This is a genomic window from Pseudomonas parafulva (assembly GCF_000800255.1).
Lineage (GTDB): Bacteria > Pseudomonadota > Gammaproteobacteria > Pseudomonadales > Pseudomonadaceae > Aquipseudomonas > Aquipseudomonas boreofloridensis.
Genome location: NZ_CP009747.1, coordinates 1,865,069 through 1,879,729, shown reverse-complemented (window position 1 = coordinate 1,879,729; position 14,661 = coordinate 1,865,069). Strand labels below are relative to the sequence as shown.

Here is a 14,661-nt window from a genome sequence, read left to right as displayed (position 1 = left end):
TGCCCTGAAATCAGCTGACCCGACCTGCAGTTGGCTTGCCTCACATCAGGAGCACTCCCATGACAGACGACATAGACTTCGACCATGACGCCGATGGCGTGCAAACCCTCGACCAGATCCTCCAACAGTACAACCAGCGCTTCCAGGAAGACGACGCACCACCGATGGGTATCCAGAGCAGGGCTGGTCACGGCATGGGGATCCAGCTTGCCGGTGTCCAGAGCATGGGCGTCCAAGGCATGGGCACCATGTCGGTGATGGGTGCTTCCTCCCTGACCCCCATCATGCCGGCGATCTTCATCCCCGGGCATATCTCGGGCTTGAAATCGGCGCCGCGGCTGGCAATCGGTATCAATCGCAAACTGGTCTACGACAATCCGAGCGGTTTGTTGATCGTCCTCCAGGCCTATGACGACATGCGTCCCGGCGACTGGGTGGAGGTCTTCTGGAACGATTCCAGGGTCTCGGTGGCCTCGATGGTGGTCGTGCAAAGCGACGTGGGCAATCGCATCGCGTTGTTCGTCAGGGCAAGCAAAGTGCCGGAAGGGACTACCGAGCTCTGGTACCAGGTCAAGCGTGTTTCGGGTGTCGTCGAGGAATCGACCCGACTCACCGTCATCAGTCAGATCACGCCTCTAAGCGAGTTGTCGTTGCTCGTGCCGGAAGTGCCCGCCTCAGGGTTCGTGGGACCGGACGATGCTCGCCAGGGCGTCAAGGTGCATATCCCACCCTATGACGGGATTCGTCAGTACGATCAGGTCGAGTTTGCCTGGGGCACGCAGAAGGTCTCCCATACGGTAACGATGGCCGAGGTGACTAACGGCATCAACTTGGTGATCGATGAGCGGACTCTGATCGCTGCGGGCAACAGCGAGCGCATGGCGCTGGCCTATCGGGTGATCGACGAGGTCGGCAATATTTCCGAACGATGGTCGCAGCAGGTGGAAGTGCCTGTGCGGCTGGTTGCCAATCTGACGCCTTCGCCGTATATCGCCAACCCTGACCCCACGGCCGTTCCACGCTATCTCATCGATCTGGATCAACTGGGCGGCAACGACTTGCAGGTCGAGGTCGATACCGTCCATCCCAGCTTCAAACTGGGTGACAGCATCCGTGTGACCTTGACTGGCAGCCCTGCCCAAGGGCCGGATGTGACGCTGCCGACGGCCGCACAACCTATCCGCCGGCTGGGGCGTACCTTGTTCTTCGCCGTCAGTGGCGCCTCGCTGCTACCGCTGCGTGGTGGTCGCGCCAGTGCATCGTACGAGAACCTCACTACCCGCGGATTCGTCTCGGGCAAGGATTTCGCGGTGTTCGCCGGCCTCCAGCGCTCGGCCATCAAGCCGGAGTTGGTCCAGGCCGATGCTGATGGCAACGTAGACCCCTCGCTCACGTCGGTGACCGTGCAGATTCCAGTCGCCGCCGATCTGCAGCGCGGTGACCGGGTGACCTTGGTGTGGTTGGGCACACGCGCCAACGGGACGGCGCTCTATGAACAGTTCACCAAGGTCGTCAACACCAAGGATGTGGGGCTGATTCTCACCTTCCCAGTCGCAGATGGCTTGAAGTACCTGGCCCCGCTTGACGGTGGGAAGCTGGACCTGAGTTACCAGATCCAGCGCCGGGGCATGTTGCTGCCTCTTTATTCCGAGCATCAGATCATTCAGGTTGGCGAAGCCCAAGCGGCGCTGCCTGCGGCACGAATGGAGCCTGAGTTGATCAATGGCATCGTCGATCCAAACCTGCCGCAGTTCGCCAACGGTCTGAAAATTCATATCGACCCGTTCCTCAACATGAACGAGATGCAGGATGTCTCGCTTCAGTGGCTACCCGAGATGGGACCGCCATGGGACGACAGCACGGTCGTCTGGCCAGGTGAACCCTTGGTATTCGAAGTGCCTCACGATCAACTGATGGCTAACTTCGGCGGTTCTGTACAAGTGCGCTACTTCGTGACCGAGCCCGGGGAAACGGAGCGCTATTCGGATTACCTGGACTTCGTCATCGACGTGTCGCAGGTGACTGACCTGGAGCCTGTCGAGATCCCGGCAGCTCAGGAGGACAACCTGGATCCGGGCGCCGTGATCGATGGCGCATTGATTGTCATTCCCGCCTCGGTGCAATTGCAGGTCGGCGATTTCGTCGATGTCTACTGGGATGGCTCCAATCCTGGCGGTGTCACCGTTGTCAACGATGTCGTGATCGAAGAGGGTGTGTCTCCCGAGGGCTTGGTGATTGAATACCCTTATGTGATTGCCAACTTGGGCGGCAAAGCGGACGTGCGCTACGAGGTGACACGCCTCTCCGGTTCCGTGGACAGCTCCTTGAGCCGTACGATCTTCATCAAGAAAGGCGGATTGCCTCAAGCCTACTTTCTCGAAGGCGTCGATGGGCATTTGAACCCAGGTGATGTTCCTGACAAGGCCACAGTGCGTATTGGCGCCGATGCCAAACTCCAGGCTTCGGATAAAGTTACGATCTGGCTCGAAGACGAGGCATCCAATGCCTCCCGACACCTCGAAGTCACGGTACCGCCCGAGCGTGCCAACCGAACCCTGGATATCGACATCCCTGCCGCGTATATCGAGGCGCTGGACGGCAGCGCGGTGAACCTGCGCTACGAGATCAAGCGCAGTGGCTCGGCGACCGTCGAGCAAGGTGGCGGACAGCGCTACGTCATTCAGAGCGAACTGGGTAGCGGCACGCTGCAAGTGTTTGGGGCCAGGTACAGCGCCAGTGCCTTCCGCTGTAATAACACCTCGCATGTAGTGAGTGCTTTCAACGCCGCCACCGGCAAACCCATTCTGGCGCAGTGGCGCTACGAGGGCGACCAGACGTCCAGACTCGCTTACCGCCTGCTGGATCGTCAACCTCACCGGCCGCTGCTGGTCCGCACAGCGACCGATGCGGTGTGGCTGAACACCACGAATGTGCTCGGAACTGGCATTGCGTTGTCGACCGGCGAGAAGCCGGCTGACACGAGGGCTGCGTTCGTGGCCATGCTTAGCACCCCTAAGCCTGGGCTGTTCAGCCTGTGCAGTTGGGGTGCGGCAACCCACGGCGGGGCCCTGCCCAGCGCGCTGGCGAACATCAACACCGTGGTCGAAGTGAGCAGCACTCGCGGGGCGTTCGCCGCGCGCCTGAGTAACGGCAAGGTGCATACGTGGGGTAACACTCGATTTGGCGGCCAGATCAATGCAGCCGACGCCGACAAAGTGTTCCTGGACGTGCGCGGCAACTTCATGGCGTTTGCCGGACGCGTCCAGGTTTCACCCGGCAATCCGCAAGGTCGGCTGGCCTGCTGGGGAAATGCCGACCTTGGCGGGGCGTTGCCGGCCGGGCTCGCCAACCTCACGGACATTGTGAAGATCTACAGCGGTCGCAGGTGCTTCGTGGCAGAACGGGCCAATGGCAGCTTCGTCGCCTGGGGTGATGCGACTGCCGGCGCCACTTTGCCCGCGAGCCTGAAGGCGCCGCCCTCCAGCCCTGAACAGCGGCCCGTCTATTTGGCGAGTACTTACGCGGCTTTTGCCGCCCGCCTTCAGAACGGAACGCTGATTGCCTGGGGCAACCCAGGGACCGGCGGGTCGCTGCCGGCCCAGTTGGCAGCGCGCCGGGATATTGCGTCGCTAGAGGCTGCGTCTGAGGAAGCCTTTTGCGCGCTGACCAACGACGGCCATGTGGTTGTCTGGGGCGGCAGCTCGGCTGCAAACGTACCGCCATCGGTCAGCCAGCTCGACGACATTGTCGAGGTCTCGAGCAACGCGTATTCGTTCTGCGCGCGACGGCGCGGTGGTCATGTGGTGGCGTGGGGGGCGTCGAGCATTGGAGGAACTCTGCCCCCAGAGGTCGCCCGCCTTTCCAACATCGTCCAGGTCACCGGCAGCACTTGGGCCTTCGCGGCATTGTGCAGCGATGGTTCGGTAGTGGCCTGGGGTGATAAGGATCGGGGAGGCCAGATTCCGTCTGCCGTAAAGGCACAACTGACACAAGTCCGCGCGATCTACGCCAACACCGTGGGCTTCACCGCCCTGACGGCCGATGGTCGTGCTGTGACCTGGGGCGAACCCTCCAACGGTGGCAACAGCGCATCGGTGCAGGCTGTACTGAATCGCGCATTGCGTTATGGGCGCCCAGGCAGCGGCCATGCCGTAGCCCCGGACAACGACCTGCGCGCGCTGGCCTGAGCGATTTGCGACGCCGTGTGTACTTTCTAGTCGTCACTGCGACGGCTTATCTGGAGAGCGTTCATGAACGATCTAACTGTACCGGCCGTGGCCCTCGTGCAGGACGGCAAGCTCGATCCACTGAAGATTCCGAGCACCGGACTGCCCGTGGTCATGACTGTGAGCGCAGCGCATGCGCGTGATGTGCTTAACCTGGTGCTGGAAATGGAGGGCAGCGGGCAACGGCTGTACACCAGTGCGAACCTGCCCATCGGCGCCAGCGGCCGGCCGGTTACGCTGCGTATCCCCAAACAGTTATTCCTCGACCACGTCGCAGATCGGCTGACGATCTATTACACCCTGGCCGCAGCGGGTAGCAGCCCCAGCATTGCCTTTGAAGTGGAGCAAGGGTTTAGCGGAGACCACCAGGTCGACCTGAGCAGGCATCTCTACCGACCGCTGTATGCCAACGGACAAGTCCGCCTGCCCAAAACGCTGCCAGGGTTCGTGTACTACGAACGGACCTTGCCCGGCGCCACGGCCTACACCAGCAGTGACCCGAGTGTGGCGACGGTGACCCAAGCAGGTCGGGTGACCTTGCTGCGCAATGGCCAGAGCACGATCACCGCGCAGACGCCGCAAGGCGCCCAGTCGTACTCGCTGACCGTAACCGGCATCAGAGGCCTCGAGGTGCTCTCCACCAGCGCAGTGACCTGGCAGAACGCCAAAAACCTGTGCGATTCGCTGGGGATGTCCATGCCCCAGGAGCGCGACTTCAGGGCGATGGTCGAGTATTACGGCGCTGACCTGCCGCAGGCCTTGGACCCCCGTGCGCCGTTGTGGGGGGAGTCACTGGGGGCGGGTACCGCTGTCACCTTGAATCCGGTGACGCTGAAGATCACTGCTGAGTCGACCCAAGCGAACAATTTGCGCCAGGTAGTGGGTATCGACTGATCGCACACGATTGGGCGTAACCCAGCAGCATTCAACGAGGAATGCCACCATGAAAAAGTCGATGCTGCCCAGGGCAAGCGCTCTGGCCTGCTGCCTACTGTTTGTCCTGACGTATCTGCAGTCACCCCCAGGCCATGCGTTGGTCGCCCCCTCTGACTCGATCGAGGTGCTCACCGAGACCCGGCTGGCTGCAGCCACGGCGGCGGTCGAGCAAGGGCTGTCCATCGCCGCGACGCTGAACCAACGTCTGGTCAGTACACCTTCAGCCTGCGTACGCAATCAGCCGGACTATGCCTGCAGTGGCGTATTGGTGCGTCCCATGGCGGCTGCTCATGCGGTCCGTTTCTGGGAGCATGACGCCGAGGCCAATGCCCGAGGCAGTGAGGCATTCGTCTATCTGCGCAGTGATCGCCAGCAGGGGGCGCTGCCAGGGCGTGGCGGTTATGTACTAATGTCACGGTTCGATGCGCTGGCCAACGGAAAGCCCTATGAGGTCAAGGCACGCCCCAGGCCCGGCGAGGTTCAGGTCAACAACTGGAATGCGGCACAGCCCAACCAGATCGCCATCGAGGCGCTCTACTACAATCCCGCCGTTCCCAATGACCTGTTCCGGGCTCAGCGCTCACAACTGCAGTGGTTCAAGGCAACAGCAGCCTGGTTGCCGATCTTGCGCTACAGCGGCGGTGTTGGTGCTACGTTCGGCTTCGATCAGAGCGAACAGCTGTATGACGGCTACCTGGTGGCCGATCGGATCAACCAGCGCTTCACCACGGTTTCAGCCACCTGTCCTGACGGCAGGGCGCGTTATTACTGTCAGGGTGTCTGGGTCAGGACCACCAATATCAACGACGTCGGCCACTATCGGACCTGGAACCCGAGCCCGATATCGCAGCGCAGCAATGGCGTGTCGTTCAGTTGGTTCTCAGCGGACACGTCTGTTCTGGGGACACTCCACACTCAAGGTTTCACTCTGCGTGAGTCAGGCTATCCCGTACCGCAGCCCATCAACCTACGCTGCGGCTATCCTCGGGACGCAAGCACCGGGTTAGATCCCTGTAACTTTCGTGGCCAATGTGCGGCGCTGGGTATCACTACCACAGCAGCCTGGCGCGCCAGATACGGTAACGGTAGCAATGCGGGTTGCGCTTTTGGCAACGATGCAGCGGCATTTCGTGTGCTGAGCGACTTGCGTAACCGCCAGACGGGCTTCAACTACTATTGGAATGAGCTGATAGTGGCTGCTTGGCCGCAGAACGTCCCCGCGCAGTTGCCCCTCGAGACCTTCATTTACTCCGCTGCCAGCGCCCGGATGAACGCTCAGACGTTCCAGCGGGAATACCTGCAGGACACCCGTGGCCTGTATCGCCCAGTGCTTTTCCTGAACCCCACACCGCCGCCCAACCGCTTGGTGACCTACAACCCCGACGACCAGAACGTCCAATAGTGAAGGCTTCGCGTCTCAGCCATCGATCACCGCACAGGTGGAGACACCGTCATGACTATCGCAACCCTTGGCAGATCACTGCTGCTTTCATTGTGCCTGGCGTTCCATCCTGTCCACGCGCTGCAGCCCCTGGCCGATCCCGACACGACGGCTTCCTCAAGCATGGCGGCCCAGGCGCTGCTCGCTCAGGCTGCCGTCGATCAGGGGCTGGACGTGGCGCAGGGACTCAACGCCCGCCTGGCCAGCACGCCGATTCGGTGCGTACGCAATCAACCGGACTACGCCTGCAGCGGTGTCCTGGTCAAGCCAGTGCTGCACAGTCGCGCCGCGATCTTCTGGGAGCACGATATCGAAGCCCGCGCCCGCGGTACCGAGCAGTTGGAGTATCTGCGCGCTGACCTGGCGCCTCGAGGTGGGCAGGGCCAAGTCGGTTACGTGCTGATGAGCCATCTGGATGCCAGGGTGCAGGGCAAGGATTATCAGGTCAGGCAGCGCCCGAACGCAGCGCAGGTGTACGTGGCGAACTGGGACGAAACACAGCCCGCGCAGGTGGCGATCGAGGCATTGTATTACCCCGCCGGGCGTTCCGATGCGCTGCTGTTGGCCCAGCGTGCGCAGCAGGCCTGGTTCTCGCGTACACGTCAGTGGCTGCCGGTGTTGCGCCTGGATTCAGCTAGCGCCACAAGCGCGTTTGGTTTCGATCAGCAAGATCAGCTCTACAGCGGCTATGCGCTGGCCGAGCAGTTGAACGTTCGTTACCGCAATACCGCCACACGTTGTCGCAACGACACCCCTTCGTACTACTGCAACGGGGTGCTGATTCGTGCCACTGGCGCGGCGGACAGCTTCCGCGCCTGGAATCCATCACCCAACTCGGTCAGTCGCAACGGTGTCTCGTTTTCCTATGTCCGGGCCGACGTCGGCACCGTGCGCCTGGCCAACGACCAGGCGGGCTTTATCTTCAAACCCACCGACTTCGCGGTCAGCCAGCCGGCGACGCTCAGGTGTGCTTACCCGGCCAATGCGGCCACCAGTTCGACACCGAACAGTTGCCGCGCCAGTTGCCTGTCGCAGGGCATCACTACGGTGGCGCAGTGGCGGGCGCGGTACGGCAACAGTGGGGCAGGCAACTGTGCCTTCAGCATGGAGCCCCGTCCCAACGCCGCGCAGTTCCAGATTAGCGTGGACGTGCGCAGCAACGGCGGGGCGCACAACGAGATGATCATTGCCGCCTGGCCCCCGAACATTCCCGAGAAACTGCCCATCGAAGCGATCTACTACCCGGTCAACGGACGCGAGGACCAGGCGAGCCTGATCCAGCGCCAGTACTTCAGTGCCACACGCCGTTTCATGCCGGTGATACGGGTGGACCTGACGGCCGGCGCCGGTGCGATCTTCATCTTCCGGCCCGAAGATCAGAACCGCTGATGGCCCTGGGCTGCGGCATCCCGTCTAGGCCAATCGCCGGGCTGCATCGCGCAGCAGCTCGGCGGTGCTGTCCCAACCCAGGCAGCCATCGGTGATCGACACTCCGTACTTCAAGGCGCCTTTGCCCAATGTCTGGCAACCCTCGAACAGATGCCCCTCGATCATCACGCCGATGATCGAGGTGTCGCCGGCCAGGCGTTGACCCAGGACGTCCTCGAATACCGCCGGCTGACGCGCTGGGTCCTTGCCGCTGTTGGCGTGGCTGCAATCGACCATGATCCGAGCCTGCACACCGGCTTTGGCCAGGCCTTGTCGGGCCAGTGCAAGACTGTCGGCGTCGTAGTTCGGGCCTTTGTGCCCGCCACGCAGTACCAGGTGCGTATCCGGATTGCCGAAGGTCTCGATGATCGCGGGATGACCCTGGGCGTCCATGCCGAAATGACGATGACCTGCGACGGCACTGCGCATGGCGTCGGTGGCGACGGCTATGCCGCCATCGGTGCCGTTCTTGAAACCGACTGGCAGTTCCAGGCCACTGACCATCTCCCGGTGAATCTGCGACTCGGTGGTGCGCGCGCCGATGGCGGCCCAGCTCAGCAGGTCGTCGAAGTAGCCGGCAGCCATGGGCTGCAACAGTTCGGTGGCAATCGGCAGACCGCGTTCGAGCATGCCCAGCATCAAGCCCCGCGACAGGGCGATGCCGGCGTGCATGTCGTCGCTGCCGTCCAGGTGGGGATCGTAGGCCAGGCCTTTCCAGCCGACGGTGGTCCGTGGTTTCTCGACGTAGGCGCGCATCACCAACAGCAACTGGTCGCTCAGCTCACGGCTCAGGGCGGCGAGGCGGTCGGCGTACTCAAGGGCTGAGCGCGGGTCGTGGATCGAGCAGGGGCCGACCACCACCAGCAGACGTGAGTCGCGGCCGTCGAGAATGGCGCGCACGGCCTGGCGATGGTCATGGACCTGTTGCGCGAGTTCGCTGCAGAGCGGCATCTGCTGCTTGAGCAGGTGCGGGCTGGGTAGGCGTTGGCTGACGGCGGCGTTGGCCGCAATGGGTTGGGTCAGGGGCAGGGCGAGGTTCGAAGAATGCATGGCGAGGTTTTCCTTGGGCGGACGGCGGGTGTGGGCCCGCGCCGTCGGCCCTATCGAGGTGTTCGACAGGTTGTCGGATGAGCGTTGCGTGCAGCATTGCCACCGGTCAGGGTCCGTACGGAGGCGGCAGGCTGGCCCGAACGGGAATGGCTAAATCGCCAGGCGTGGGGGAAAGCGTAGGGATAGCTGACGTAGTTCATGGTGTTGTCCTCAGAAGTGCTGAACGAATGTAGAAGCCGTTAAACGCAAAACCCCCGGTCGGGGGGCCGACCGGGGGTTTGAGTAGTCTCATGTTCGGCGGCCCCTCGAAGGTGGGCGCCGGGTGGGTATCGGCGCCTAGTGGCTAAACCAATACCCAAAATAGGAGCAGGCCGCGACATCACGACCGGCAACGGCCAGCACAGGGCGCACGAGGCGTCCGGCGGTGATGGCGTGATTGCAGGTGTGTTTCGACATGTTGCTCTCCAATGAATGAAACCGAGCTTACTGCAGCGCTGCGCGGTGTTCAATCGGTAAATGCTATCGGGGTGATTGCACGCGGCATTCAGGCACCCGCGTGTCCAACGAGTGCCGGAGATGAGGGGCTGTCAGACCGCATAGTGCTTGAGTTCCCGCGCGATCAACATGCGCTGGATCTCGCTCGATCCCTCGTAGATCTGGGTGATTCGCGCATCCCGGTAGTACTTCTCGACCGGATAGTCCTCCAGATACCCATACCCGCCATGCACCTGAATCGCCATTGAGCACACCCGTTCGGCCATTTCCGAGGCGAACAGCTTGGCTTGCGAGGCCTCCGACAGGCAGGGTTTTCCCGCACTGCGCAGGCGCGCTGCATGCAGGATCAGCAGCCGCGCGGCGTTGAGCTGCACCTGCATGTCGGCCAACAGGTTGGCGATGCTCTGGTGCTCGTTGATCGGCTTGCCGAACTGGATACGCTCGCGCGAATAGGTGAGCGCGGCTTCGAAGGCCGCGCGGGCGATGCCCAGGGCCTGGGCGGCGATGCCGATGCGTCCGCCTTCGAGGTTGGACAAGGCGATGGCCAGGCCCTTGCCGCGCTCGCCCAGCAGGTTGGCCTCGGGGATACGGCAGGCGTCGAGGGTCACGGCGCAGGTGTCGGAGGCGCGGATGCCCATCTTGTGTTCGCTGCGGTCGACCTTGAAGCCGGGGTTGTCGGTCTCCACCAGGAAGGCCGACAGGCCCTTCTTGCCCAACTGCGGGTCGGTGACGGCGAAGACGATGGCCAGTCCGGCGCGCTTGGCGTTGCTGACGAACTGCTTGGCCCCGTCGATGACCCAGTGGCCGTCGACCAACTCGGCGCGGGTGCGCAGGTTATGGGCTTCGGAGCCGGCCTGGGGCTCGGTCAGGCAGAAGCAGCCGATCACTTCGCCGCTGGCCAGGCGTGGCAGCCACTGCTGCTGTTGTTCGGCCGTGCCATAGGCCAGCAGCGGACCGCAGCCCACCGAGTTGTGGATGCTCATCAGCGCGCCGATGGCGCCGTCGCCGGCAGAGATTTCCTCCACCGCCAGAGCGTATGCCACGTAGTCGGTGTAGCTGCCGCCGAAGGTGTCGGGCACCACCATGCCCAGCAGGCCCAGCTCGCCCATGGCGCGTACCACGGCGTCATCGATCCAGCCGGCCTTCTCCCAGGCCTGTGCATGGGGTGCGATCTCGCCGCGCGCGAAGTCGCGGGCCATGTCGCGGATCATGATCTGCTCTTCGCTCAGTTCCAGGTCTTGCATGCTACGACTCCCGGCTCACAGGCCTTCGAAGAATTGATCGACCCGCTGGCTGGACAGCGCGGCGAGGGTCGGTGGGTTCCAGCGCGGCTGCTTGTCCTTGTCGACGATCAAGGCGCGCACCCCTTCGACGATGTCGCCGTGGGCGAACCACTGGCGGTCCAGGTGCAGCTCCATGGCGAAGCAGTCTTCCAGGCTGCGGTGGCGACCACGACGCAGCATCTCCAGCGTCACCGCCATGGCCAGCGGCGAGCGAGTTTCCAGCAGGTCGGCGGTGGCGTGCGCCCACTGCTGGCTATCACCGATGCGCACGCTGCGCAGTTGTTCGAGGATGCTGGGCAGGTCGGGCTGGCCGAAGTAGTGATCGATCACCGGGCGCAGGCGTGCCAGTGGCGCATCCTCAAGGGTTTGGGTGCCCAGTTTAGCCAGCAGACCTTGCAGGTCCTTGAGCGGATGACTGCCGAAATTCAACGCGTCCAGGCCCTGGTCCAGGGTGCTGAGCCGGTCGCTGGCCAGATACCAGTCCGCCAACCCGCAATACAGGGCATCAGCGGCCTGAACCTGCGTGCCGCTGACCCCCAGGTAGGTACCCAGCTCACCCGGAATGCGCGACAGGAAGTAGCTGCCGCCGACATCCGGGAAGTAACCGATACCGACTTCTGGCATGCCCAGCCGGCTGCGCTCGGTGACGATGCGCAGGTCGGCGCCTTGGGCCAGGCCCATGCCACCACCGAGGGTGAAACCGTCCATGATCACCAGGACCGGCTTGCGGTAGTGGTGAATGCACAGGTCGAGTGCGTACTCCTCGACGAAGAAGCGCTCGTGCAGGTCGCTGCCGGCCTTGTAGCTGTCATGCAGCGAGCGGATGTCGCCGCCGGCACAGAAGCCTTTCGGGCCTTCGCCGCGTAGCACCACCGCCTTGATCTGTGGGTCTTGCGCCCAGGTCTGGAGGTGCTGGTGGAGGCTGCGCACCATATCCAAGGTCAGGGCGTTGAGGCCGCCGGGACGGTTGAGGGTGAGGTGGCCGATATGGTTGCGGACATCGGCCAGCACATGATCGGTGGACGGAAGTGGAGCGTGGACGGTCATCGCGTTCTCCCTGCTTTGTTATTGATTTTCCATGTGAAGTCTGGAAATACGCTGGAGGATCGAGGGATCCTGCCATGCATATTTACCCGGCACAATCGACAAATGTGCAGCGCTCGGGTGCATTTTTGCGTCAGGGGCGGGTCCTGAATAGGACCGCAAGGGCAGGGCAATGGTTTGCTTGAACGGTGCGGCCAGTGAAGATCATGTGACCTCGCAGCGGCATTGCACCGCTGCGACGTCGCTCGCTCGAACAGGAATCAGTGACGGTCCAGCCACACGGTTTGTACGTTGCAGAACTCACGTACGCCGAAGTGCGACAGTTCACGGCCGAACCCGCTTTTCTTGACACCGCCGAACGCCACGCGGGGGTCGGAGGCGCAATAGCCGTTGATGAACACCGCGCCGGTGTCCAGCGCAGGAATCATGCGCTCGGCCAGGGCCAGATCGGCGGTGTAGATCGTCGAAGCCAGACCGAAATCGCTGTCGTTGGCCAGTTCCACCGCATGCTCCGCATCGCGAGCACGGATGATCGCGGCCACCGGGCCGAACAATTCCTGCCTGAAGGCCGTCATGTCCGGGGTGACGTCGCCGAGCACCGTGGGGGCGTAGAAGTTCGCCGCACCGTCGAGCTTGTGGCCGCCGAGCAGCCGTGTAGCGCCTTCGGCCAAGGTGGCCTGGACTTGCCCGTCGAGTTCGTCGCGCAGGTCGAAGCGCGCCATCGGGCCGATGTAGGTGTCGTCGTCCAGCGGATTGCCGAGCTGCAGCGCGCGGGTGGCGGCGACGAACTTCTCGCTGAACGCCTCGACGATGCTGTCTTCGATGATGAAGCGCTTGGCCGCCGCGCAGACTTGCCCGGTGTTCTGGTAGCGGCCGATCACCGCAGCCTTGACCGCTTCGTCCAGGTCGGCATCGGCCAGCACGATGAAGGGGTCCGACCCACCGAGTTCCAGCACGCACTTCTTCAACGCGGCGCCGGCCTGGGCACCGATGGCCATGCCAGCGCGCACGCTGCCGGTGAGGGTCACGGCGGCGATACGTGGGTCGTTGATCGCACGGGTCACGCCGTCGGGGGTGACGTTGATCACCTCGAACACGCCCTGCGGCAGACCCGCCAGATTGAACAGTTCAGCCAGCAGATAGGCGCTGCCCATGACGTTCGGTGCATGCTTGAGCACATAGGTGTTGCCCGCCAGCAAGGCCGGCACGGCGCCGCGCAAGACCTGCCAGATCGGGAAGTTCCAGGGCATCACCGCCAGAATCGGGCCCAACGGACGGTACTCGATGCGCGCCTTCTCCACTTGCGTGGCCTCAGGGGCGAGCATGGCCGGACCGTGTTCGGCATACCACTGGCACAGGCCGACGCACTTGCTCACTTCACCGCGCGCCTGGACGATCGGCTTGCCGATCTCGCGGGCGATCATCTGGGCAAAGGCTTCGTGACGGCTCTGCAAGGCCTCGGCCAGGGCACGCAGGTAAGCGCTGCGTTGCGCCAGCGATACTTGGCGCCATTGAGTGTATCCGTGCTTGGCCCGCTGCAAGGCCGCGTCCAGTGCGGCCTCGGTGTCGTACGGGTAGACGCCGATCTGCTCGCCGGTGAAGGGATCGACGGAAATGGCATGGGTCAGGCTGCTGATGGCACTCATGGCTGTTCCTCTTGTTGTCCTGGACGGTGTCGTTTCGATTGAGGCCAGACTAAAAGCGTATCGATTTGATGAAAACTGAATAATACTGAGCGAATCATTCACGAATGGAGAAAGGCTGTGGACCTGGTGCAACTGGAGATGTTCAAGGCAGTCGCCGAGCACGGCAGCATCAGCGCCGCGGCTCAACAGATTCATCGAGTACCGTCGAACCTGACCACCCGCATCAAGCAATTGGAAGAAGACTTGGGCGTGGCGTTGTTCATCCGCGAGAAAAGCCGATTGCGGCTGTCACCGGCGGGCTGGAATTTTCTCGACTACACCCGGCGTATCCTGGATCTGGTACAGGAGGCCCGCGCCACGGTCGCCGGGGAGGATCCGCAGGGCACCTTCGCCCTCGGTTCTCTGGAAAGCACGGCGGCGGTGCGCATTCCGGCACTGCTGGCGGCCTACAACCAGCGCTATTCGAAGGTCGACCTGGACCTGTCCACCGGGCCGTCGGGGACCATGCTCGAAGGGGTATTGTCCGGACGCCTGGTGGCGGCCTTCGTCGATGGCCCGGTATTGCACCCGACGTTGGAAGGCATTGCGGTCTTCGAAGAGGAAATGATGGTCATCGCGCCGTTGAACCACGCGCCGATCGGTCGTGCCCAGGATGTCAACGGCCAGAACATCTATGCCTTTCGTGCCAACTGCTCCTATCGCCATCACTTCGAAAGCTGGTTCGTCAAAGACCACGCGGTGCCAGGCAAGATCCATGAGATGGAGTCCTACCACGGCATGCTCGCCTGCGTCAGCGCCGGGGCCGGTCTGGCGTTGATGCCGCGCAGCATGCTCGACAGCATGCCAGGGGCGAGCACCGTCAGCGCCTGGCCGTTGTGTGAGGATTTTCGCTACCTCAAGACCTGGCTGGTGTGGCGTCGCGGTACCGTATCGCGAAGCTTGAGCATGTTCATCCGGCTGTTGGAAGAGCAGACGAACAGGTGAGATTGGCCAAAATCGATGTCTTGCTAACATTTTTTTCACGAAATAGTGGCAAATGACTTTCATCTTGGCGTCGGCGTGCTAATAATCGCCGATGTATTACTTCTTGTGTCCCAGATGGGATGTTGTGG

General features: G+C 62.7%; 9 protein-coding genes. 5 read left to right on the top strand and 4 right to left on the bottom strand.

Annotated elements, in window-relative coordinates; translation table 11 throughout:
- Positions 1 to 59 precede the first annotated feature (59 nt).
- The 4 genes from NJ69_RS08275 to NJ69_RS08260 all read left to right on the top strand — a co-directional run bounded on the left by NJ69_RS08275 (position 60) and on the right by NJ69_RS08260 (position 7,992).
- Positions 60 to 4,187 carry an RCC1 domain-containing protein gene (locus NJ69_RS08275; RefSeq protein ID WP_039577980.1) on the top strand — a complete coding sequence of 1,376 codons (4,128 nt, stop codon included), beginning with the start codon at positions 60 to 62 and terminating at the stop codon, positions 4,185 to 4,187.
- Positions 4,188 to 4,250: 63 nt separating this feature from the next.
- Positions 4,251 to 5,120 carry an Ig-like domain-containing protein gene (locus tag NJ69_RS08270; protein WP_039577978.1) on the top strand — a complete coding sequence of 290 codons (870 nt, stop codon included), beginning with the start codon at positions 4,251 to 4,253 and terminating at the stop codon, positions 5,118 to 5,120.
- A 49-nt stretch (positions 5,121 to 5,169) separates the two neighbouring features.
- Positions 5,170 to 6,564: a hypothetical protein gene (locus NJ69_RS08265; protein WP_039577976.1), complete on the top strand. Its 1,395-nt coding sequence runs from the start codon at positions 5,170 to 5,172 to the stop codon at positions 6,562 to 6,564.
- A gap of 51 nt (positions 6,565 to 6,615) precedes the next feature.
- Positions 6,616 to 7,992 carry a hypothetical protein gene (locus NJ69_RS08260; protein WP_155290525.1) on the top strand — a complete coding sequence of 459 codons (1,377 nt, stop codon included), beginning with the start codon at positions 6,616 to 6,618 and terminating at the stop codon, positions 7,990 to 7,992.
- A gap of 24 nt (positions 7,993 to 8,016) precedes the next feature.
- Here the strand turns inward: NJ69_RS08260 and NJ69_RS08255 are convergent, their stop codons facing one another.
- The 4 genes from NJ69_RS08255 to NJ69_RS08240 all read right to left on the bottom strand — a co-directional run bounded on the left by NJ69_RS08255 (position 8,017) and on the right by NJ69_RS08240 (position 13,549).
- Positions 8,017 to 9,081, bottom strand: coding sequence for a 3-deoxy-7-phosphoheptulonate synthase (locus tag NJ69_RS08255; protein WP_039577973.1), 1,065 nt, complete (start codon positions 9,079 to 9,081; stop codon positions 8,017 to 8,019).
- A gap of 587 nt (positions 9,082 to 9,668) precedes the next feature.
- Positions 9,669 to 10,820 (bottom strand): acyl-CoA dehydrogenase family protein, encoded by a 1,152-nt coding sequence (locus NJ69_RS08250; RefSeq protein ID WP_039577970.1) that lies wholly within the window; start codon positions 10,818 to 10,820, stop codon positions 9,669 to 9,671.
- Positions 10,821 to 10,835: 15 nt separating this feature from the next.
- Positions 10,836 to 11,906 (bottom strand): enoyl-CoA hydratase/isomerase family protein, encoded by a 1,071-nt coding sequence (locus NJ69_RS08245; RefSeq protein WP_039577967.1) that lies wholly within the window; start codon positions 11,904 to 11,906, stop codon positions 10,836 to 10,838.
- Between the two features lie 257 nt (positions 11,907 to 12,163).
- The gene (locus NJ69_RS08240; RefSeq protein WP_039577965.1) at positions 12,164 to 13,549 is read right to left on the bottom strand and encodes an aldehyde dehydrogenase family protein; all 1,386 of its coding nucleotides are present in this window, start codon (positions 13,547 to 13,549) and stop codon (positions 12,164 to 12,166) included.
- A gap of 117 nt (positions 13,550 to 13,666) precedes the next feature.
- On the opposite strand from NJ69_RS08240, the gene ptrR reads away from it, so the two are divergent.
- On the top strand, positions 13,667 to 14,533 hold the full coding sequence (ptrR, locus tag NJ69_RS08235) for a putrescine utilization regulator PtrR (RefSeq protein ID WP_039577962.1): 867 nt from the start codon (positions 13,667 to 13,669) through the stop codon (positions 14,531 to 14,533).
- Positions 14,534 to 14,661: the final 128 nt, after the last annotated feature.